This window comes from Thioclava sp. UBA3469, from assembly GCF_002378135.1.
In the GTDB taxonomy this organism is placed as follows: Bacteria; Pseudomonadota; Alphaproteobacteria; order Rhodobacterales; family Rhodobacteraceae; genus Thioclava; species Thioclava sediminum.
The window spans coordinates 1-19,956 of the sequence record NZ_DFRG01000251.1 but is presented as its reverse complement, the minus strand read 5'-3'; the positions used below and the strand labels follow the sequence as shown (position 1 = coordinate 19,956).

20 protein-coding genes and 1 pseudogene are annotated in these 19,956 nt (G+C 64.5%); 12 read left to right on the top strand and 9 right to left on the bottom strand.

The window, feature by feature from the left end; all coding sequences use genetic code 11:
• Positions 1 to 15 precede the first annotated feature (15 nt).
• From B3D39_RS18570 to tldD, 5 genes are all read right to left on the bottom strand, one after another.
• A complete protein-coding gene (locus B3D39_RS18570; protein ID WP_078521878.1) occupies positions 16 to 645 on the bottom strand; it encodes a CoA transferase subunit B in 630 nt (209 codons plus the stop codon).
• Positions 646 to 648: 3 nt separating this feature from the next.
• Positions 649 to 1,353, bottom strand: a complete 705-nt coding sequence (locus B3D39_RS18565) for a CoA transferase subunit A (RefSeq protein WP_078521876.1) — start codon at positions 1,351 to 1,353, stop codon at positions 649 to 651.
• 232 nt (positions 1,354 to 1,585) lie between these two features.
• Complete coding sequence (topA, locus tag B3D39_RS18560) at positions 1,586 to 4,189, bottom strand: type I DNA topoisomerase (RefSeq protein WP_274961748.1); 2,604 nt, start codon at positions 4,187 to 4,189, stop codon at positions 1,586 to 1,588.
• Positions 4,190 to 4,291: 102 nt separating this feature from the next.
• Entirely contained in the window at positions 4,292 to 5,422 is a 1,131-nt protein-coding gene (dprA, locus tag B3D39_RS18555; RefSeq protein WP_274961749.1) for a DNA-processing protein DprA, read from the bottom strand.
• 195 nt (positions 5,423 to 5,617) lie between these two features.
• Positions 5,618 to 7,042, bottom strand: coding sequence for a metalloprotease TldD (tldD, locus tag B3D39_RS18550; RefSeq protein WP_078540231.1), 1,425 nt, complete (start codon positions 7,040 to 7,042; stop codon positions 5,618 to 5,620).
• A 159-nt stretch (positions 7,043 to 7,201) separates the two neighbouring features.
• Between tldD and coxB the strand changes: the two genes are divergently transcribed.
• From coxB to B3D39_RS18500, 10 genes are all read left to right on the top strand, one after another.
• A complete protein-coding gene (coxB, locus tag B3D39_RS18545; RefSeq protein ID WP_078521870.1) occupies positions 7,202 to 8,089 on the top strand; it encodes a cytochrome c oxidase subunit II in 888 nt (295 codons plus the stop codon).
• A gap of 34 nt (positions 8,090 to 8,123) precedes the next feature.
• Positions 8,124 to 9,059, top strand: coding sequence for a heme o synthase (gene cyoE, locus B3D39_RS18540; protein ID WP_078545244.1), 936 nt, complete (start codon positions 8,124 to 8,126; stop codon positions 9,057 to 9,059).
• A gap of 3 nt (positions 9,060 to 9,062) precedes the next feature.
• Positions 9,063 to 9,257 carry a hypothetical protein gene (locus tag B3D39_RS18535; protein WP_078545246.1) on the top strand — a complete coding sequence of 65 codons (195 nt, stop codon included), beginning with the start codon at positions 9,063 to 9,065 and terminating at the stop codon, positions 9,255 to 9,257.
• Positions 9,254 to 9,847 carry a cytochrome c oxidase assembly protein gene (locus B3D39_RS18530; RefSeq protein ID WP_078521866.1) on the top strand — a complete coding sequence of 198 codons (594 nt, stop codon included), beginning with the start codon at positions 9,254 to 9,256 and terminating at the stop codon, positions 9,845 to 9,847. Before B3D39_RS18535 ends, B3D39_RS18530 begins: the two co-directional genes overlap by 4 nt.
• 17 nt (positions 9,848 to 9,864) lie before the next feature.
• Positions 9,865 to 10,668, top strand: coding sequence for a cytochrome c oxidase subunit 3 (locus tag B3D39_RS18525; RefSeq protein ID WP_078521864.1), 804 nt, complete (start codon positions 9,865 to 9,867; stop codon positions 10,666 to 10,668).
• Positions 10,669 to 10,739: 71 nt separating this feature from the next.
• Entirely contained in the window at positions 10,740 to 11,420 is a 681-nt protein-coding gene (locus B3D39_RS18520) for an SURF1 family protein (protein ID WP_274961750.1), read from the top strand.
• 9 nt (positions 11,421 to 11,429) lie between these two features.
• Positions 11,430 to 12,827, top strand: a complete 1,398-nt coding sequence (gene thrC / locus B3D39_RS18515) for a threonine synthase (protein WP_274961751.1) — start codon at positions 11,430 to 11,432, stop codon at positions 12,825 to 12,827.
• Positions 12,824 to 14,083 carry a M16 family metallopeptidase gene (locus B3D39_RS18510; protein WP_078545256.1) on the top strand — a complete coding sequence of 420 codons (1,260 nt, stop codon included), beginning with the start codon at positions 12,824 to 12,826 and terminating at the stop codon, positions 14,081 to 14,083. Before thrC ends, B3D39_RS18510 begins: the two co-directional genes overlap by 4 nt.
• On the top strand, positions 14,083 to 14,667 hold the full coding sequence (locus B3D39_RS18505; protein ID WP_078521856.1) for a GNAT family N-acetyltransferase: 585 nt from the start codon (positions 14,083 to 14,085) through the stop codon (positions 14,665 to 14,667). The genes B3D39_RS18510 and B3D39_RS18505 overlap by 1 nt, the downstream gene beginning before the upstream one ends.
• A gap of 110 nt (positions 14,668 to 14,777) precedes the next feature.
• Positions 14,778 to 16,181 (top strand): FAD-binding oxidoreductase, encoded by a 1,404-nt coding sequence (locus B3D39_RS18500; RefSeq protein WP_274961752.1) that lies wholly within the window; start codon positions 14,778 to 14,780, stop codon positions 16,179 to 16,181.
• A 123-nt stretch (positions 16,182 to 16,304) separates the two neighbouring features.
• Here the strand turns inward: B3D39_RS18500 and B3D39_RS18495 are convergent, their stop codons facing one another.
• From B3D39_RS18495 to B3D39_RS18485, 3 genes are read right to left on the bottom strand one after another with little or no spacing between them, the layout of a single operon-like run.
• Positions 16,305 to 16,727 carry an NUDIX hydrolase gene (locus B3D39_RS18495; RefSeq protein ID WP_274961753.1) on the bottom strand — a complete coding sequence of 141 codons (423 nt, stop codon included), beginning with the start codon at positions 16,725 to 16,727 and terminating at the stop codon, positions 16,305 to 16,307.
• Positions 16,724 to 17,254, bottom strand: a complete 531-nt coding sequence (locus tag B3D39_RS18490; protein WP_078521850.1) for an adenine phosphoribosyltransferase — start codon at positions 17,252 to 17,254, stop codon at positions 16,724 to 16,726. The genes B3D39_RS18495 and B3D39_RS18490 overlap by 4 nt, the downstream gene beginning before the upstream one ends.
• A gap of 7 nt (positions 17,255 to 17,261) precedes the next feature.
• Entirely contained in the window at positions 17,262 to 18,134 is an 873-nt protein-coding gene (locus B3D39_RS18485; RefSeq protein ID WP_274961754.1) for an S-methyl-5'-thioadenosine phosphorylase, read from the bottom strand.
• A gap of 137 nt (positions 18,135 to 18,271) precedes the next feature.
• On the opposite strand from B3D39_RS18485, the gene B3D39_RS18480 reads away from it, so the two are divergent.
• Positions 18,272 to 19,150, top strand: coding sequence for a DMT family transporter (locus B3D39_RS18480; RefSeq protein ID WP_078540221.1), 879 nt, complete (start codon positions 18,272 to 18,274; stop codon positions 19,148 to 19,150).
• Here the strand turns inward: B3D39_RS18480 and B3D39_RS18475 are convergent.
• Positions 19,140 to 19,739 carry a flavin reductase family protein gene (locus B3D39_RS18475; RefSeq protein ID WP_078521845.1) on the bottom strand — a complete coding sequence of 200 codons (600 nt, stop codon included), beginning with the start codon at positions 19,737 to 19,739 and terminating at the stop codon, positions 19,140 to 19,142. The genes B3D39_RS18480 and B3D39_RS18475 overlap by 11 nt on opposite strands.
• A gap of 77 nt (positions 19,740 to 19,816) precedes the next feature.
• Between B3D39_RS18475 and B3D39_RS18470 the strand changes: the two are divergent.
• Positions 19,817 to 19,956: pseudogene (locus B3D39_RS18470) on the top strand (GNAT family N-acetyltransferase); the annotation flags it as partial.

Here is a 19,956-nt window from a genome sequence, read left to right as displayed (position 1 = left end):
CCTATCGAGAGGCGATCAGTTGACGATCGTAGCCTCGGTCGCTTCGCGGATCTCGTCTTCGGTGACGCCCTCGGCGCACTCGACGATCTTCAGCCCGCCCTCGACCACATCGAGCACACCGAGATTGGTGATGATGCGGTTGACGACGCCGGTGCCGGTCAGCGGCAGGGTGCATTCCTTCAGAAGCTTGCTGTCGCCATGCTTGTTGGTGTGGTCCATCACGACGATGACGCGCTTCACGCCCGCCACGAGGTCCATCGCGCCGCCCATGCCCTTCACCAGCTTGCCGGGGATCATCCAGTTCGCCAGATCGCCGTTCTCCGCGACTTCCATCGCGCCGAGGATCGCCATCGCGATCTTGCCGCCGCGGATCATGCCGAAGCTCATCGAGCTGTCGAAATAGACCGTGTTGGGCAGTTCGGTGATGGTCTGCTTGCCAGCGTTGATCAGGTCGGGATCCTCTTCGCCCTCATAGGGGAAGGGGCCCATGCCGAGCATGCCGTTCTCCGATTGCAGCGTGACATGCACGCCCTCGGGAATGAAGTTCGGGACCAGCGTCGGGATGCCGATGCCGAGGTTCACATAGGTGCCGTCTTCAAGCTCCTGCGCCGCGCGGGCGGCCATCTGATTTCTATCCCATGCCATGGGTCAGGCCTCCTTCTTTTCGCGGGTGGTGACTTTCTCGATGCGCTTCTCGTGCTCGCCTTGGATCAGGCGGTGCACGTAGATGCCGGGCAGGTGGATGCAGTCGGGGTCGAGCGAGCCCACGGGCACGATCTCTTCGACTTCCATCACGCAGACCTTGCCGCACATCGCCGCCGGCGGATTGAAGTTACGCGCCGTCTTGCGGAAGATCGCATTGCCGGTCTCGTCGGCTTTCCACGCCTTCACGATGGAGACGTCGGCGAAGATGCCCTCTTCGAGGATGTAGTGCTCGCCGTTGAACACCTTCACCTCTTTACCCTCGGCGATCTGCGTGCCGTAGCCGGTCTTGGTGTAGAAGCCGGGGATGCCGTGGCCGGCGGCGCGCATGCGCTCTGCCAGCGTGCCCTGCGGGTTGAATTCCAGCTCGAGCTCGCCGCTCAGATACTGGCGCATGAATTCCGCGTTCTCGCCCACGTAGGACGACATCATCTTCTTGATCTGCTTGGTGTCGAGCAGCTTGCCGAGGCCGAACCCGTCCACGCCGCAGTTGTTCGACGCGACCGTGATGTCCTTCACCTTGCTCTCGACCAGCGCGTCGATCAGCATTTCGGGGATGCCGCAAAGCCCGAAGCCCCCGGCCGCGATCAGCATTCCGTCGAAAAGAAGCCCGTCGAGGGCCTCTTCCGCGGAACCGTAAATCTTGTTCATGGATATCCTCCGCTCATGTGCGCGTGAAGATGACGCCGGGGCGGGGGGGAGTCAATTGCTGCGATGCGGCGAAGACGGGTGTTAGGATCAACTTCACGCGTAAATAGACTGGGGGAGGGGGCTCTGCCCCCGTCGCCGTAGGGCGACAGGTTTAAGAGAGAGGGGGCTCTGCCCCCGCGCTGTCGCGCTCCCCCGGGATATTTTTACCAAGAGGAAGTGGGACGCGGGCGCCTCACTCCTCGTCAGTCTTCTTGGTCGCCGTCTTTTTCGCCGCGGGTTTTTTCGCGGCGGTCTTCTTGGCGGCCGGTTTCTTCGCCGCAGGCTTTTTCGCGGCTGTCTTCTTGGGGGCGGCTTTCTTCTTCGTGCCGCCCTTCTTTGCCGCTTTCGCCTCGATCAGCGGAAGCGCGTCTTCGAGCGTGACGGATTCCGGTTCCAGCTCTTTCGGCAGGGTCGCGTTGATCTTGCCCCATTTGACGTAAGGCCCGTAGCGCCCCGGCATGACCGCGATCGGGCCGCCCTCGGGATGCTCGCCCAACTCCTTGAGCGGCTTCGCAGCCGCGCCACGCCCGCCTTTGGCAGCCTTCTGGGCGATCACTTCCACAGCGCGGTTCATGCCGATGGTGAAGACCTCGTCGACCTCGGGCAGGTTCGCGTAGATCCGGCCCTTCTTGACGTAGGGCCCGTAGCGCCCGATCCCGGCCTCGACCAGCTCGCCATCTTCCGGGTGCGGGCCGATCTCGCGCGGCAGGCTCAAGAGCAGCAGCGCTTTCTCGAGGTCAATCTCTTCGGGCTTCCAGCCCTTGGGCAGCGACGCACGCGGCGGCTTGGGCACATCCTCGGTCGGCTCGCCCTTCTGGACGTAGGGGCCGAAACGACCGACGCGCAGCGTGATCGCCTGATCCTCGTCATAGCCGAGCACCTTGCCGTCGAGCGCCTGCACCTCGTCATCGCCATCGGGCGCGGACAGGGGCCGGGTGAAGCGGCATTCGGGATAGTTGCCGCAGCCGATGAAGGCCCCGCCGGAGCGCGCGGTCTTCAGGTGCAGCTTGCCACTACCGCAAAGCGGGCAGATGCGCGGGTCGGACCCGTCGGGACGCGGCGGATAGAGGTGGGGCGCCAGAACTTCGTCGATCTTATCGAGCACTTCCGAGATGCGCAGCTCTGACGTCTCTTCCAGAGCCGCCGAGAAATCGCGCCAGAAGCGCTTGAGCACTTCCTTATAGTCACGATCGCCCGCCGAGATGTCGTCGAGCTGGTCTTCCAGATCGGCGGTGAAATCGTATTCCACGTAGCGCTTGAAGTAATTCGACAGGAAGGCCGTCACCAGCCGCCCGGTATCCTCGGGCAGAAGGCGGTTCTTGTCCTTGCGCACATAGCCGCGATCCTGAATCGTCGTGACGATCGAGGCATAGGTGGACGGGCGCCCGATGCCGAGTTCTTCCATCCGCTTGACCAGCGTCGCCTCGGTGTAGCGCGGCGGCGGTTGGGTGAAGTGCTGCTCGGGCGTGATGTCGCCCTTCTTGGCCTCTTCGCCCTCGTGGATCTGCGGCAGGCGGTTGCTGTCCTCGCCCTCGTCATCGTCGCGGCCCTGATCGTAGACTTTCAGGAAGCCGTCGAACACGACGACGGAGCCGGTCGCGCGCAACTCGACCTGCTCATCGCCGGAGCCCACGAGAACCGTCGTACGCTCGAACCGGGCCGCTTCCATCTGGCTCGCGATCGTGCGCTTCCAGATCAGATCATACAGCTTCCACTGATCGTCGGAGAGCTTCAGCTTGTCGGGCGATTTCGACATATCCGTCGGGCGGATACATTCGTGCGCTTCCTGCGCGTTCTTCGCCTTGTTCTTGTACATGCGCGGGGACTTCGGAACGTAGTTGTCGCCGAACTTGTCCTTGATCGCATCGCGGGCCTGCATCACGGCCTCGGGGGCCATGTCGATGCCGTCGGTCCGCATATAGGTGATGTGACCGGCTTCATAGAGACGCTGCGCCGCCGACATCGTGGCCCGCGCGCCGAAGCCGAACTTGCGGCTGGCTTCCTGCTGGAGCGTCGAGGTCATGAAGGGCGGGTAGGGGTTGCGGTTGGCGGGTTTCGCCTCGACAGAGGTCACGCCGAGATCGCGCGACGTGATCGCCTGCACCGCCATCTCGGCCGCGGTCTCGTTCTCGAGGTCGTATTTCTCGAGCTTCTTGCCGCCCAGAACCGACAGACGCGCCTCGTATTCCTGACCGCGGGGCGTCGTCAGGATCACCTTCACCGTCCAGTATTCGCGCGGCTTGAAGGCTTCGATCTCCATCTCGCGCTCGACGATGAGACGCAGGCAGACCGATTGTACGCGGCCCGCCGATTTCGCGCCGGGCAGCTTGCGCCACAGGACCGGCGAGAGGTTGAAGCCCACGAGGTAGTCGAGCGCGCGGCGGGCCAGATAGGCCTCGACCAGCGGGGCATCGACATCGCGCGGATGCTTCATCGCCTCAAGGATCGCGGTCTTGGTGATCGCGTTGAAGGTGACACGGGAGACGTTCTTGCCCTTGAGCTTCTTCTCCAGCGCTTCCTGCAGGTGCCACGAGATAGCTTCGCCTTCGCGATCGGGGTCAGTTGCGAGGATCAGCGTGTCGTCATCTTTCAGCGCGTCGGTGATCGCCTTGATGTGCTTCTTCGAGTCGCTCGCGACTTCCCATTTCATCTCGAAATCGTGCTCGGGATCGACCGAGCCATCCTTCGGAGGCAGATCGCGAACGTGGCCGAAAGAGGCGAGAACGGTGTAGTCAGACCCTAGATATTTGTTGATCGTCTTGGCCTTGGCAGGGGATTCGACGACAACAACAGCCATAAGGTCCTCACTATTCAGTGCAAAAAGGGTCTGGGCGCGGAACATGTGGGCGTTTGGGGCGAATTGTCAATGCGTCCTGACCCTGAGGTAATCCCGTCCCCCTCAGAGCGGACGGCTGATCAGCCCGCCGCGATGCCGCTCTATCCGGCCTTCGATTTCGAGCGCGGTGAGGGCTTGCGAGAAGGCCGCGGCAGGCAGGTCGAGATCGCGGATCACCTGATCCTCGGCGGTGGGCGAGGGGCCGAGCCGTTCGAGGATCTTCGCGCCGAGATCGGCGCTTTTCACGGCGCGGCGCGTTGGCGGAGGGTTTGGCGCAGGGCGCGGTTCGGGTGGCGCCGCGCGGGCGTTCAGCGCGGCCAGCACATCCTCGGACCCGCGCACCAAGGTCGCCCCGTCGCGGATCAGCGCATTGCAGCCGCCCGCGCGCCCGTCCATCGGATGGCCCGGCACGGCCATGACCTCCCGCCCCTGATCGAGGGCGTCGCGTGCGGTGATCAGGCTGCCCGATTTCAGCGCCGCCTCGACCACGACGACGCCTGCGCTCAGCCCCGAGATGATCCGATTGCGCGCGGGGAAGTGGCGCGCCTGCGGCTGGGTGCCGGGCGGGGCCTCGGTCAGCCGCAGTCCGGTCTCAGCCATTTGTTGGGCGAGCGCCATGTTCTCCTGCGGATAGATCACATCGATGCCGCCCGCCTGCACCGCGATCGTGCCCGTGGGCAGGGCGGCCTCGTGGGCGGCGGCGTCGATCCCGCGCGCCAGCCCAGAGACCACGCAGATGCCCGCCTCGCCCAGACCTTCGCTCAGCCGCTTCGCCATGCGCAGCCCCAGCGAAGAGGCATTGCGCGCGCCGACCAGCGCGATCATCGGGCGGGTGAGCAATTCCAGCTGGCCGAGCGCCCAGAGCACGGGCGGCGCGTCGTCAATCTCCGCAAGCGCTGCGGGATAGCCGGGCCCGCCATGGATCAACAGCCGCGCGCCGGCCGCTTTGCCCGTCTTGATCTCGGCGCGGGCCTGTTTCTCGGGGCAGGGGGTGTAATCGGCGACGCCCGCCGCGCGCGCCACTTCGGGCAGAGCCGCAAGCGCTGCCGCCGCGGAGCCATGTTCACCGATCAATCTGTGGAAGGTTGTGGGTCCGACACGTCGGGAACGAATGAGGCGAAGAACCGGCAGTTCATCTTCTTCCGTGGTGGGTGGGGTGAAGGGGGTGGGGTAAGAAAACAAATCTGTTTCCATCCGACCCTCCGCCTCAATCGCTCACCCTTTCTGCCGCGTTATTCTTAATAACTCGTTACCAAACCCTGTATCGCGACGGGTTTGGGATAAATTTTTCACGTTTTGGTTGCAGATTTTTGGCGCTACCGATTTGCAGCTTGGGGCCGCGGGGGAGACCTCGCCGGATCATCTCCCCCACGCCCGTCGGCGAAACGTTTACGCGGCCGAGCCGCCCACGGTCAGCCCGCCGATCATCAGGGTCGGTTGGCCGACGCCCACCGGCACCCATTGGCCCGCCTTGCCGCAATTGCCGATGCCGGGATCCAGCGCGAGATCGTTGCCGATGGCGCGGATATGCTGCATCGCGGTCGGCCCGTCGCCGATCAGGGTCGCCCCGCGCACCGGCGCGCCGACGACGCCGTTCTTCACGCGATAAGCTTCGGTGCAATTGAAAACGAATTTGCCATTGGTGATGTCGACCTGACCGCCGCCGAAGCCGACTGCATAGATGCCGTCCTTCAAATCGGCGAGAATCTCGCCCGGATCGGCATCGCCGCCCAGCATGTAGGTGTTGGTCATCCGCGGCATCGGGGCATGGGCAAAGCTCTCGCGCCGTCCGTTGCCGGTGGCCTCCACGCCCATCAGGCGCGCGTTCTGGCGGTCCTGCATGTAGCCCACCAGCACGCCATCCTCGATCAGCACGTTCTTGCCCGAGGGCGTGCCCTCGTCGTCGATCGTGATCGAACCGCGCCGGTCGGGGATCGTGCCGTCATCGAGCACAGTGACGCCTTTCGCCGCCACCTGCTGACCCATCAGCCCAGCGAAGGCCGAAGATTTCTTGCGGTTGAAGTCGCCTTCGAGGCCGTGGCCGACCGCTTCGTGCAGTAGCACGCCCGGCCAGCCCGGCCCAAGCACCACATCCATCACGCCCGCAGGTGCGGGCTCGGCGCGCAGGTTCACCAGCGCGATGCGAAGCGCCTCGCGCGCGACCGGCTGCCAATGCGCGGGCTCGATCAGGCCCGACAGGCCGAACCGCCCGCCGCCGCCGTGACCGCCGGATTCGCGCCGTCCGTTCTCTTCCACGATGACCGAGATGTTGATCCGCGCCATCGGGCGGATATCCGAGACCAGCCCGCCCTCGGGGCGCAGGATGAACACCTCCTGCAGGCTGGCGGCCATCGAGGCCGAGACCTGCACGACGCGCGGGTCGAGGTCGCGGGCGAACGCGTCGATCTCGCGCAGGATATCGATCTTCGCGGCGAAGGGTGTGTCCGAGACGGGATCGGTATCACTATAAAGATGCAGGTTCGTGCCCTTGGGCGGGGGGGCCATTGTGCCGCCGCCATCGCCCACGGCGAGGCGCGCGGTCTCTGTCGCACGCTTCAGCGCGGCTTCGGAAATCTCGGTCGAATGGGCATAGCCCGCCACATCGCCCTTTACCGCGCGCAGGCCGAATCCTTCGGAGGCGTCGTAAGAGGCGGTTTTCACCCGGCCATCGTCGAAGACCAGCGCCTCGGACCGGCGCTGTTCGAGAAACAGCTCGCCATCCTCAGCCCCTGCGGTCGCTTCACGCAGCAGATGCAGCGCGCGATCCTGGTCGAGCTTGTCCTCGAAAGGGGCGAAACGGTCGGGCTTGGTCATCTGGACTCCTGCTAAGGCGATCAATTTTGACAAAATGTCGCAGCTTTTGCTTGCGCCACCCTCCCAATATGATTTTAAAGTGAGAACACGCAACGGTGAACGGTTTGGGAGATCCGAACGCCGTCGGGCGGCAGGGAGAAACGCCGCCAAAAGGGAGACATGGGACTTATGCGCTTTGCAAGCAAGGGCCGCGGCATCGCGGCCGCTGTCACGTCGGCTGTTATGTTGACGCTCGTCGCCGGGCAGGCCTCGGCTCAGGACATGATCAAGGGGCTGCCGGTGATCGGTAAGCCGCATCTGGGCGGCACGGGGTTCCAGCCCGCGTCCTCGAACCTCGCGGAAGATCAGCAATGGCTCGACCATATGCTGCTGGTGATCATCGCCGCGATCTGCGTTTTCGTGTTCGCGCTGATCATCTACGCGATCCTGCGCTTCAACAGCCGCGCCAATCCGACGCCGCGCAGCTTCACGCATAACACGCCGCTCGAGATCACCTGGACCTTCGTGCCGATCGTGATTCTCGTGGCGATCGGGGCGTTTTCACTGCCCGCGCTGTGGAATCAGCAGGAAATCCCGGAAGGCGACATCACCGTGAAGGTGACCGGCTACCAGTGGTACTGGGGCTACGAATACCCCGATGAGGGCGTGGCGTTCGATTCGCTGATGCTGGCGAAAGACGAGCTCGCAGATCATGGCTATGCGCCCGACGAATATCTGCTGGCCGCCGACAACGCGATGGTGGTGCCCGCGGGCAAGACGATCGTCGTGCAAGTCACTGGCGCAGACGTGATTCACAGCTGGACCGTGCCCGCCTTCGCCGTGAAGCAGGACGCCGTGCCGGGCCGGATCGCGCAATTGTGGTTTAAGGCCGATCAAGAAGGTGTGTATTTCGGCCAGTGTTCGGAGCTTTGCGGCACCAATCACGCTTACATGCCCATCGTGGTCAAAGTTGTCTCACCGGAAGTTTACGCTAACTGGCTTGAGCGTGCGAAGAATGACTTCGCCTCGGTCGAGACGGATGGCGCGGTTCGGGTCGCACAGAACTGAATTCATTGTGCGATAACACCCGAGGGACGCTTTCATGAGTGACATCAGCTATATCCGCCAACAGGACAACGAGGCGCGGTTCGGCGACTACATCGCGCTTCTGAAGCCGCGCGTGATGTCGCTGGTGGTCTTCACCGCCTTCGTCGGCCTCGTGGTTGCGCCGAATCCGGTGCATCCCTTCGTTGGCTTCGTCGCGATCCTGTTCATCGCGCTGGGCGGCGGTGCCTCGGGCGCGCTGAACATGTGGTATGACGCGGATATCGACCGCATCATGCGCCGCACCCGGAACCGTCCGATCCCGGCGGGCCGCATCTCGGAGCGCGAGGCGCTGGGCTTCGGCCTCGCGCTGTCGGGTATCTCCTGCGTGATGCTGGCGCTGGCCACGAATATCTTCTCGGGCCTGTTCCTCGCCTTCACCATCTTCTTCTACGTCGTCGTCTACACGATGTGGCTCAAGCGGGCGACGCCGCAGAACATCGTGATCGGCGGCGCGGCGGGCGCCTTCCCTCCGATGATCGGCTGGGCCGTGTCGACGGGCGGCATCTCGATCGAATCCGTGGCGATGTTCCTGCTGGTCTTCCTCTGGACGCCGCCGCATTTCTGGTCGCTCGCGCTGTTCATGAAGGCCGATTACGACGAGGCGAAAGTGCCGATGCTGACCTCGACCCATGGTCGTCTGGTCACGCGCAAGAACATCCTGTTCTACGCCTTCATTCTCGCCCCCATCGCGGTCGGCACCGGCTTCACCTCGATCGGCGGTCCGGTCTATTTCGCGACGGCGCTGATCATGAATGCGCTGTTCATCAAGGGCGCGATCGACATCCACGCCCGCACCGAAGCGCAGGCGGAGGCCGACAAATACGCGGTCGAGAAGCGCTTCTTCTATTTCTCGCTCATCTACCTCTTCGCGCATTTCGCGGCTTTGCTGGCCGAAGCGGGGCTGAGCTATATCGGTTTGGGAGTCTGGTAAGCGATGGCAATCACCCGGGACAGTGACCTTCATATCCGTCGGTTCTCGCGCAATGCGGGGCTGGGCGCGGTTCTTCTCGGGTTCGTCGCAATCGTCTTCGGCCTGACCGTGGTCAAGGTCGAGAACGGCTCGAAAATGGAAGCCTACGACCACCAGCCGCGCGCCTCCGTGCTGCCGGAAGAAGGGGCCGCGAAATGACCCAACGCCCCGCAGATCGGTCGAACACGCGCGTGCTGCTCTCGCTGCTCGCGGTGATCGTCGTGATGGGGGCAGGGGCCTGGGCTGCGGTGCCGTTCTACAACTGGTTCTGCAAGACGACCGGCTATGGCGGTACGACCAACACCGCCGAGGTGCTGCCCGACAAAGTGCTCGACCGCGAGATCCTCGTGCGTTTCGACGCCAATGTCGCGCGCGGCATGCCGTGGGAGTTCAAGCCGGTCCAGACCGAGATGAAACTGAAGATCGGGCAGAACGGGCTCGCCTTCTACGAGGCCTACAACCCGACCGATCATCCGATCGCGGGCACGGCGAGCTACAATGTCTCGCCCGACGTGGCTGGCTACTATTTCGACAAGATCCAGTGTTTCTGCTTCACCGAACAGGTGCTGCAACCCGGGGAGAGGGTGCAGATGCCGGTGAGCTTCTTCGTCGATCCCGACATCGTCGAGGATGCCGATGCGAAGCGGATTCACGCGATCACGTTGAGCTATACTTTCTATGAAACCGACCTTCCCGAGCCGGAGGAAACTGCCTCGGTCCGTCAAAGGGAGACGGAGACGGTCAACTAGCCATCGGAGGGAGACGCATGGCCCACGCAAAGAACCACGACTACCACATCCTACCACCCTCGATCTGGCCCTTCCTCGGCGCCGTGGGCGGCTTCATCATGCTCTTCGGGGCGGTGCTCTGGATGCAGAGCATTACCCATTACGTCTTCTTCGGCGGCCTGCTCGTGGTGCTCTACACCATGTATGGCTGGTGGTCGGACGTAGTCCACGAGGGCGAAGTGGGCGATCACACCCCGGTGGTGCGGATCGGCCTGCGCTATGGCTTCATCCTGTTCATCATGTCCGAAGTGATGTTCTTCGCGGCCTGGTTCTGGAGCTTCTTCAAGCACGCCATGTATCCGATGGGTCCGATGAGCCCCATTCAGGATGGCGTCTGGCCGCCCGAAGGCATCGTGACCTTCGATCCCTGGCACCTGCCGCTGATCAACACCGTGATCCTGCTCCTGTCGGGCGTGACGCTCACCTGGGCCCACCACGCGCTGGTGCATGAAAATGACCGCAGCCAAGTCAAGCAGGGCCTGATCCTGACGGTGATCCTCGGCGCCTGTTTCACGGTGCTGCAGGCCTACGAGTACAGCCACGCGGCCTTCGGTCTGGCGGGCAATATCTACGGCGCGAACTTCTTCATGGCGACGGGCTTCCACGGGGCGCACGTCATTATCGGGACGATCTTCCTGCTGGTCTGCCTGATCCGGATCGTCAAAGGCCAGATGACCCAGAACGAGCATGTCGGTTTCGAGGCCGCCGCTTGGTACTGGCACTTCGTCGATGTGGTCTGGCTCTTCCTGTTCGCGTCGATCTATATCTGGGGCAGCGCGTAAGCGCCCCGGCCATCACACGCAAATGCGCAGATCGGCGCGGGGGGCGACCCTCGCGCCGCTTTGTTGGAGGCTTGATGAAACGCTACATCTTTCCGCTGCTGCTGGGCATCGTCGGCTGCGCGATCCTGATCTCGCTCGGTATCTGGCAGGTGCAGCGGCTGGGCTGGAAAGAGGCGATGCTGGCCGAGATTTCCGCCAAGATCGAAGGCCAGCCGCAGGCGCTGCCGACCAAGGGCACCGACACCAAGCCGCTGAAATACGAACCCGTCACGGTAAGCGGGCGCACCACGGGGCAGGAGATCCTCGTGCTTTCGGGCCAGAAGGGCGTCGGCGCGGGCTACCGGGTCATCGACGCTTTCGAGACCGATCAGGGCCGCAAGATCCTGCTCGATCGCGGCTTCATCCCCGAGGGTGAAAAGGGCACCGACCGCCCCGCCACGGAGCTTACCGTCACCGGCAACCTCCATTGGCCCGAAGAGGCCGACAGCTATACCCCCGAGCCCGATGCCAAGACCGGCATCTGGTTTGCCCGCGACGTGCCCGCGATGGCTGCAAAGCTCGGCACCGAGCCGATCCTGATCGTCGCCCGCACCGTTCAAGGGGCCGCGCAGGGCATAACGCCGGTCCCCGTCACAATCACCGGCATCCCGAATGACCACCTCGGCTACGCGATCACCTGGTTTTTGCTCGCAATCGTCTGGGCTGGGATGACAATCTTTCTTCTCTGGCGTATCAGGCGGCAACAGGCCTGAGGATTGACGATGCGTTATGTTTCCACTCGGGGCAAAGCCCCGGTTCTGAATTTCGGCGATGCGATGCTGACGGGGCTTGCCCGTGACGGCGGGCTTTACGTGCCCGAGACCGTGCCGCAGTTCTCCGCCGATGAGATCGCCGCGCTCGCAGGGCAGCCCTACGAGGAAGTCGCTTTCCGCGTGATGAAGCCGTTTGTCTCCGAGACTTTCTCGGACGAGGAACTGCGCAGCGCCATCACCCGTGCCTATTCCGGCTTTGGCCATGTCGCCCGCGCGCCGATGGTGCAGCTGGCGCCGAACCACTTCCTGCTGGAGCTGTTCCACGGCCCCACGCTCGCGTTCAAGGATTTCGCGATGCAGGTGATCGGGCAGCTGTTCCAGATCGAACTGCAAAAGCGCAACCAGAAGATCACCATCGTCGGCGCCACCTCGGGCGATACCGGCTCGGCGGCGATCGAGGCCTTCCGCGGGCTCGACAATGTCGACGTGTTCATCCTCTTCCCGCATGGCCGGGTGTCCGAAGTGCAGCGCCGCCAGATGACGACGCCCATCGAGAGCAATGTCCACGCGCTCGCGCTCGATGGCGATTTCGACGATTGCCAGGGCAAGCTGAAGGACATGTTCAACGACTTCGACTTCCGCGACGAGGTCGGTCTGGCGGGTGTGAACTCGATCAACTTCGCCCGCGTGCTGGCGCAGATCGTGTATTTCTTCTCCTCCGCCGTGGCGCTCGGTGCGCCGCATCGCAAGGTCTCCTTCACCGTGCCCACCGGCAATTTCGGCGATATCTTCGCGGGCTTTCTTGCGAAGGAAATGGGCCTGCCGGTCGAGCGTCTGGTGATCGCGACGAACCAGAACGACATTCTGCATCGCTGCCTCGAGAAGGGCGATTACACCAAGCAGGGCGTCACGCCCTCGATCTCGCCGTCGATGGATATCGAAGTGAGTTCGAACTTCGAGCGCGCGCTGTTCTGGGCCTATGGCAAGGACGGGGCCGCGATCGAGAAGCTGATGGACGAGCTGAAAACCGAAGGCTCCTTCACCGTCTCCGAAAACGCCATCGGTGCGCTGCGCGATATCTACGACAGCGGTTCGGTCGGCGAGGCGCGCACGATGGAAGAGATCGGCGACACGCTGAAAGAAACCGGTGAACTGCTCTGTCCGCATTCCGCAGTCGGCGTGAACGTGGGCAAAACGTCGGTCGCGCGTGACCCGGCCACGCCGATGATCACACTCGCCACTGCGCATCCCGCGAAGTTCCCCGATGCGGTGGAAGAGGCGACGGGCATCCGCCCCGACCTGCCGCCGCGCATGGCAGACCTGTTCACCCGCGAGGAGCGCGTGACCCGCGTGCCGAATGACCTTGCAGACCTTGAAGCCCTGATCCGGGAGCGCCGCCGCACATGATCGAAATGACCACCCTGAAGAACGGTCTGCGCATCATCACCGAGTCGATGCCGGGCCTCGCCTCTGCCGCGATCGGCGTCTGGATCACGGCCGGTGGCCGCCACGAGCGCCCCGAGCAGAACGGCATCGCGCATTTCCTCGAACATATGGCGTTCAAGGGCACCAAGACCCGCTCCGCGCTGCAGATCGCGGAAGCGATCGAGGACGTGGGCGGCTATATCAACGCCTATACCTCGCGCGAGATGACCGCCTATTATGCCCGCGTGCTGGCCGAGGACGTGCCGCTCGCGCTCGACGTGATTTCGGACATCCTCTTGAACCCGGTCTTCGACCAGCGCGAGATCGAGGTGGAGCGCGGCGTGATCCTGCAAGAGATCGGCCAATCGCTCGACACGCCCGACGATGTGATCTTCGACTGGCTGCAAGAGGCCGCGTATCCCGATCAGCCGATGGGCCGCACGATCCTCGGCCCGGCGGAGAAGGTCCGCAGCTTCGCGCGTGACGATCTCTCGGCTTTCGTGACCGAACATTACGGCCCCGATCAGATGATCCTCTCGGCGGCGGGTGCGGTCGATCACGCGGAGATCGTGAAACGCGCCGAAGATATCTTCGGCGACCTGCGCCCCGCGCTGAACCCCGCGCCCTATCCGGCGAAATGGATCGGCAACGAGCGGCGCGAGATCAAACAGCTCGAACAGGCGCACTTCGCGCTTGGCATCGAGTCGCCCAGCTATCGCGATGCCGACCTCTACACCGCGCAGGTCTATTCGGTGGCGATGGGCGGGGGCATGTCCTCGCGCTTGTTCCAGAAGATCCGCGAAGAACGCGGGTTGTGCTACACGATCTTCTCGCAGGCAGGCGCCTACGAGGATACCGGTATGTTCACCGTCTATGCGGGCACCTCCGGCGACGAGGTCCGCGGTCTGGCCGAACTGACCATCGACGAGTTGAAACGTGCCGCCGAAGACATGACCGAGGTCGAGATCGCCCGCGCCCGCGCCCAGATCAAGGCGGGGCTTCTGATGGGGCTGGAAAGCGCCTCGGCGCGTGCCGAACGCATGGCGCGCAGCCTCTATATCTGGGGCAGGGTGCCCGGGATCGACGAGGCCTCGGCGCGGATCGACAGCGTCACCCGCGATGCGGTGCGCGACTTCGGGGAACGGCTCGCCACTGGCGGGCGCACGGCCATGGCGCTTTACGGCCCGGTCAAGGATGCGCCCGAGCTTGGGGAGCTGCGCGAAAGGCTCGCCGCCTGATGTTCGCGCGTCGTCGTCAGCTGCGGATCGATACGGATCGAATGATCCTGCGTCCGCCGCAGCATGGGGATTATCGTCCGTGGGCCAGCCTGCGCGAGGATAGCCGTGACTTCCTGACGCCCTGGGAGCCGAGTTGGTCCTCCGATCACCTCAGCCGCAAGGCGTTCTCGAACCGGGTCTATTGGGCGGCGCGCGCGATCGCGAACGGCACCGCCGTTCCCGTATTTCTGTTCTCGCGCCGCGATGACATTTTTCTGGGGGCGATCACGCTCGACAATATCCGGCGCGGACCGGCGCAGGCGGGCACGCTGGGCTATTGGATCGGCCAACGCCACGCGCGTCATGGCTATATGCGCGAGGCGATCGAGGCCGTGGTTCATTACGCTTTCACGAAGCTCGACCTGAGCCGCATCGAGGCAGCTTGTCTGCCCGAGAACGCGGCCTCGCGCGGGGTGCTGGAGAAATCCGGCTTCAAATACGAGGGCGTCGCGCAGAGCTACCTGCAGATCAACGGGCGCTGGCGCAATCATGTCCTCTATTCCAACCTGCGCTCGGATCGCCGGGGACGGACGGATGTCCGATAGGGACACTTGCGCTCGCGCGACATGGTGCGTGGCGAACGGTCGAGGGGGCGCTGCCCCCGCTGGCGCAGCCAGCCCCCCGGGATACTTAAGCCAAGCCGAAGGAGGCAGAGATGCGCACCGCCGCTGATGAAAGTTTCGTCGAGACGCTGCGGGACGCGGTGCCGGGCCTGAGCCTCGGGACGCCGGGCGCGTCCTATCTGGAAGAGCCGCGCGGGCGGTATCACGGCCTTGGCGGAGTTCTGGTCAAGCCGACGTCGACCGAAGAGGTCGCAGCGGTTCTGAAGCACTGTCACGCGGCGGGCGTCGCCGTGCTGCCCTATGGCGGCGGCACCGGTCTGGTCGGTGGCCAGATCACCGAAGACGGTCCCGTGCCAGTCATCCTGAGCCTCGAAAAAATGAATGCCGTCCGTGCGGTCACCGGCCATGTTCTGGAGATCGAGGCCGGCGCGACGCTGCTCGAGGCCCAGCAGGCGGCGGAAGGCGCGGAGCGGCTGTTCCCGCTGACGATCGCAAGCCAGGGCTCTGCCCGGATCGGCGGTGTGCTGGCGACCAATGCGGGCGGGGTGAACGTACTGCGCTATGGCAACGCGCGCGAGCTGTGTCTGGGCGTCGAGGCGGTGCTGGCCGATGGCACGGTGATCTCCGGCCTCAAGCATCTGCGCAAGGACAATACCGGCTACGATCTGAAGGACCTGCTGATCGGGTCCGAGGGCACGCTCGGGATCATCACGGCGGCGACCCTGCGGCTGTTCCCGCGCCCGGCGGCGGTCGGCACGGCGATGATGGTGGTCGAAAGCCCCGCCGCCGCGCTGGAACTGCTGGAACTGGCCGAGGCCCGGATGCCGGGCTGCGTGTCGGCCTTCGAGATGATCTCGGGGCAGGGGCTGCGCTTTCTCGACGAGGTCGGGCCGGAGGTGCATCAACCTTTCGAGGCGCGCCCCGACTGGTCGGTGCTTATCGAGATCGGTCTGCCCGAGGGGCTGGCGCCGGAGGAGGCGCTGGGAGAGCTGTTTGAGGCGGCCGAGGGGCTGGTCAGCGATGGGGTGATCGCAAGCTCCGAGAGCCAGCGCGCCCAGATGTGGACCCTGCGCGAGAGCCTGCCGGAAGCGAACAAGCGGATCGGGTCGATCTCGAGCCATGACATCTCACTGCCGCTGCCGAAGCTGGCGGATTTCATCGAAGAGGCGCGCGGCGCGCTTCTCGACCTCGGCAATATCCGCATCAACTGCTTCGGTCATGTCGGCGACGGCAACCTGCATTTCAACGCCTTCCCCGCCGAGGGGCGCGACCGCAAGGAATACGAGAACCTGCGTCGCGCGATCCCCGAGACGGTCTACGATCTGGTCGACCGCTTTGGCGGCTCGATCTCGGCCGAGCATGGGATCGGGCGGCTCAAGGTGGACGATCTGGAGCGCTACGGCGATCCGGGCAAGCTCGCTGCGATGCGCGCGATCAAGGCGGCGCTGGACCCGAAAGGCATTTTCAACCCCGGCGCTGTGTTGGCGGAGCGCTGAGGGCCAAGAGAAACGCGCCCCGCCAGGAGAGCAGGCGGAGCGCGGCGTTATGGTTCACGTGTCATTGCAAGCAGCCGAACCATCAGGCCCGCTCAGGTTAGGTCGATTCGCGTAAGAAAGACGTTAACGTGGTTCCAGCGCGGCGGCCTGCCGGGCAATCCGTGCCACGTCACGGCTGAGGGGAAGGTCCCGCTCCATCCGGTCGATAGCGACCCAGCGCGCATCCAGCGCGTCGTCGTCCGCGACCGGCTCTCCGGCCTGCCATTGGCACTCGACTGCGACCAGCACGAAGTGATGTTCCAGCGTGCCCTCCCCATCCTCGGCGAGGACGTCGAGCGCGTTGAAGGCATGGGTGGCCCGCGCCTGCACGCCGGTCTCTTCAAGCAATTCGCGCTCTGCCGCGGCAAGAAGCGTTTCGCCGAACTCGACCTTGCCGCCGGGAAAGCCCCAGAGCCCGGCATCGGGCGGGTTCGCCCGCTGCACCAGCAGTACCTGACCGTCGCGGATCACGACGGCGAGAATGGCGGGGACCGGACGGGGGCTCACGCCCCCTCGAATTCGCACAGAACGCTGACATTCATGCCGCGATCTTCGAGCAGTTTGCGCCCGCCCAGTTCCGGCAGATCGACGATGAAGGACAGGCCCACGATCTCGCCGCCGACGCGCTCGATCAGCTGGATGCCCGCCTGCGCGGTGCCGCCGGTGGCCAGAAGATCGTCGACGACCAGAACCTTCTCGCCGGGCTTGATCGCATCCTCGTGCATCTCCATCACCGCCTCGCCATATTCCAGCTGGTAGGCCTGCGAAATCGTCTGGCCGGGCAGCTTGCCCTTCTTGCGGATCGGCACGAAGCCTTTCGAGAGCTGATGCGCGATCGCGCCGCCGATGATGAAGCCGCGCGCCTCGAGCCCCACGACCTTGTCGATCTGCTGGCCCGCCCACGGATGCAGCAACTGGTCGATCGCCATACGGAAGCCGCGCGGATCGGCGAAGAGCGTCGTCACATCGCGGAACATGATCCCCTCATGGGGGAAATCGGCGATGGTGCGGATATAGTCTTTGACGTTGGTCATGGGATCCTCAGAGGTCGAGCACGCGGCCCGCGATGGTCTTCAGTTTGCGCGCCATCTCGGGGTCGCGCTTGTCGGGGGCGGTCATGATCGCGCTGTCGAGGGCGTGGGTGCAGCCGGTGGCGCAATCGCCCGCCGCGCCCTTCAGCAGACCGGGCAGGGCGGCGACCAGGGCGCGCGCCTTGTCGGCGTTCTTCATCGCGACGGCAACGACCTGCGCCACATCCACGGCATCGTGATCGGGGTGCCAGCAGTCGTAATCGGTGATCATCGCGACGCAGGCGTAATGCAGTTCCGCCTCGCGGGCGAGCTTGGCTTCGGGCATGCCCGTCATGCCGATCACGTCGGCGCCCCATTGGCGGTAAAGCTCGCTCTCGGCCTTGGTCGAGAATTGCGGGCCCTCCATCGCGACGTAGGTGCCACCCTCATGGACGCTCACGCCAGTCTTGCGGGCGGCTTCGGCACAGGCTGCCGACAGTTCCGAACACACCGGGTGGGCGACCGAGACGTGGCCCACCATGCCGGGGCCGAAGAAGGTTTTCTCACGCGCGAAGGTGCGGTCGATATATTGGTCCACGATCAGGAAATCGCCGGGCGCATAGGCCTCTTTCAGCGAGCCCACGGCGGAGACGGCGATCAGATCGGTGACGCCCAGCTGTTTCATCGCGGCGATATTGGCGCGGTAGGGAACGGTGGTCGGCGTCTCGACATGGCCGCGCCCGTGGCGGGGCAGGAAGGCCATCTTCACACCGTCCAGCGTGCCGGTCAGCACCTGATCGGAGGGCGCGCCGAACGGCGTCTCGACGGTGATCCATTCGGCCCCTTCGAGCCCGTTGATCTGATAGACGCCCGAGCCGCCGATCACCCCGATCATTCTGTCCATTCCGCGCATCCTCCGCCTGTCTTTTCCGCGTCGCGGCGAGCCTAAGCGCCACGGCCCCGGGAGGAAAGAGGGATTGCAGCCACTTGCCGCGCGGTCTATCGGCGCAGGGGGATATGGGAGTCCCCACGGGAGGATCTATGGAAAATATCCGCGGCTCGGTGCTGATGGTCGTCGCGATGGCGGCCTTCGCGATGGAAGACATGTTCGTCAAATCCGCCTCGACCCATCTCGCGGTGGGCGTGGTGCTGATGCTGTTCGGCCTCGGCGGGATGGCGGTCTTCGCAGTACTCATCACCGCGCGCGGCCAGCGGCTGCTGCATCCGGCACTCGCGTCGAAACCGCTCCTGATCAAGCTCGCGCTCGAAGTGGTGGGGCGTCTTGGCTACACGCTGGGGATCGCGCTGACGCCGCTCTCGAATGCCTCTGCGATCCTGCAGGCGACGCCGCTCGTGGTGGTCGCGGGCGCCGCGGTGGTGTTTTCCGAACGCGTCGGCATCCGCCGCTGGGTCGCGGTGGGGATCGGGTTCATCGGCGTGCTGATCGTACTGCGCCCGGGCCTCGACGGTTTCGTCCCGGCAGCCCTCTGGACCGTGCTCGGGATGCTGGGCTTTGCGGGGCGCGATCTGGCGACGCGCGCCTGCCCGCCGGTCCTGTCGAATTTCCAGCTCAGTTTCTACGGCTTCATGATGCTGATCCCGACCGGCGTGCTGATCCTGCTGATCTTCGGCGGTGTGACGACGCCCGATCTCTTTGCGCTGCGCGACGTGGCCGGTGCGGTGGCCTTCGGCAGCCTCGCCTATTGGTCGCTGACCAAAGCGATGCGGATGGGCGAGGTCTCGGTCATCACGCCCTTCCGCTATACCCGCCTGATCTTCGCGCTGATCCTCGGCGCGGTCGTGTTCGGCGAGCGGCCCGATGCGGCGATGATCGTGGGCGCAGCCCTGATCGTGGCGAGCGGTCTCTACACGCTTGTCGAAGGCCGCCGCAGCCGGGCGCGCGCACGGGTCAGAGCTTAGGCCGCAGCATCTCGAAGGTTTCCGACACGGCCGCGTAATCGCCGCGATTGCCGAGCCGCACGAGACGATCGGGCGGGGAATAGAGCCCGTCCTTGAGGCAATCGTCCGCGATATGGATGCCTGTCACCTCGCCATGCACAAGGTAATTCCCCTCGCCCAACAGTTTGATCACCTGCACCACGCGACATTCGAGCGAGGCGGGCGCTGCCGCCACGCGCGGGCAATCGATCGTCTCGCACTCCGCCTTCTCGATCCCGCATTCGGCGAACTCATCGGTGCCGGCCGGATAATTGGCGCAGGAGGCGTTCATCTGATCTTTCAGCGCATAGGTCACGAGATTGGCGCAGAACACGCCCGCTTCGCGCAGCTGCGAGACACTGTCCTTCGTGCCGTCGCGGTCGGGCTTCACACCGGTCGAGGAGAAGATCACCTGCGGCGGCGTATAGGCGACCGCGTTGAAGAAGGAGTAGGGCGCGAGGTTGTCGCCCATCTCGCTGCGCGTCGAAATCCAGCCGATCGGACGCGGGGCGACGATGGAATTGAACGGGTTATGGGCGAGAGGGTGGCCATCTGAAGTGCGATAGAACATGCTTTCTCCTGTTTGATCCCGAACTTAGCGCATGCTACCGCGCAGGAAAGGGGCAGCCTGAAAGGGGCGGCGGGCGTATGTATCAGCTCGAACAAGAGACGGCGGAAGACTGGTGGGAAGTCGAGGCGCTCTATGACCTCTGCTTCGCGCCGGGCCGCACGGCGCTGTCCTCCTACCGGCTGCGCGACGGGGTCGATCCGGTGCGCCCGCTTTGCCT

What these genes read in the sequence shown, in the direction of transcription:
- B3D39_RS18570 (WP_078521878.1), bottom strand. Translation starts at nt 645, where the DNA reads ATGGCATGGGATAGAAATCAGATGGCCGCCCGCGCGGCGCAGGAGCTT.
- B3D39_RS18565 (WP_078521876.1), bottom strand. Translation starts at nt 1,353, where the DNA reads ATGAACAAGATTTACGGTTCCGCGGAAGAGGCCCTCGACGGGCTTCTT.
- topA (WP_274961748.1), bottom strand. Translation starts at nt 4,189, where the DNA reads ATGGCTGTTGTTGTCGTCGAATCCCCTGCCAAGGCCAAGACGATCAAC.
- dprA (WP_274961749.1), bottom strand. Translation starts at nt 5,422, where the DNA reads ATGGAAACAGATTTGTTTTCTTACCCCACCCCCTTCACCCCACCCACC.
- tldD (WP_078540231.1), bottom strand. Translation starts at nt 7,042, where the DNA reads ATGACCAAGCCCGACCGTTTCGCCCCTTTCGAGGACAAGCTCGACCAG.
- coxB (WP_078521870.1), top strand. Translation starts at nt 7,202, where the DNA reads ATGGGACTTATGCGCTTTGCAAGCAAGGGCCGCGGCATCGCGGCCGCT.
- cyoE (WP_078545244.1), top strand. Translation starts at nt 8,124, where the DNA reads ATGAGTGACATCAGCTATATCCGCCAACAGGACAACGAGGCGCGGTTC.
- B3D39_RS18535 (WP_078545246.1), top strand. Translation starts at nt 9,063, where the DNA reads ATGGCAATCACCCGGGACAGTGACCTTCATATCCGTCGGTTCTCGCGC.
- B3D39_RS18530 (WP_078521866.1), top strand. Translation starts at nt 9,254, where the DNA reads ATGACCCAACGCCCCGCAGATCGGTCGAACACGCGCGTGCTGCTCTCG.
- B3D39_RS18525 (WP_078521864.1), top strand. Translation starts at nt 9,865, where the DNA reads ATGGCCCACGCAAAGAACCACGACTACCACATCCTACCACCCTCGATC.
- thrC (WP_274961751.1), top strand. Translation starts at nt 11,430, where the DNA reads ATGCGTTATGTTTCCACTCGGGGCAAAGCCCCGGTTCTGAATTTCGGC.
- B3D39_RS18510 (WP_078545256.1), top strand. Translation starts at nt 12,824, where the DNA reads ATGATCGAAATGACCACCCTGAAGAACGGTCTGCGCATCATCACCGAG.
- B3D39_RS18505 (WP_078521856.1), top strand. Translation starts at nt 14,083, where the DNA reads ATGTTCGCGCGTCGTCGTCAGCTGCGGATCGATACGGATCGAATGATC.
- B3D39_RS18500 (WP_274961752.1), top strand. Translation starts at nt 14,778, where the DNA reads ATGCGCACCGCCGCTGATGAAAGTTTCGTCGAGACGCTGCGGGACGCG.
- B3D39_RS18490 (WP_078521850.1), bottom strand. Translation starts at nt 17,254, where the DNA reads ATGACCAACGTCAAAGACTATATCCGCACCATCGCCGATTTCCCCCAT.
- B3D39_RS18485 (WP_274961754.1), bottom strand. Translation starts at nt 18,134, where the DNA reads ATGGACAGAATGATCGGGGTGATCGGCGGCTCGGGCGTCTATCAGATC.
- B3D39_RS18480 (WP_078540221.1), top strand. Translation starts at nt 18,272, where the DNA reads ATGGAAAATATCCGCGGCTCGGTGCTGATGGTCGTCGCGATGGCGGCC.
- B3D39_RS18475 (WP_078521845.1), bottom strand. Translation starts at nt 19,739, where the DNA reads ATGTTCTATCGCACTTCAGATGGCCACCCTCTCGCCCATAACCCGTTC.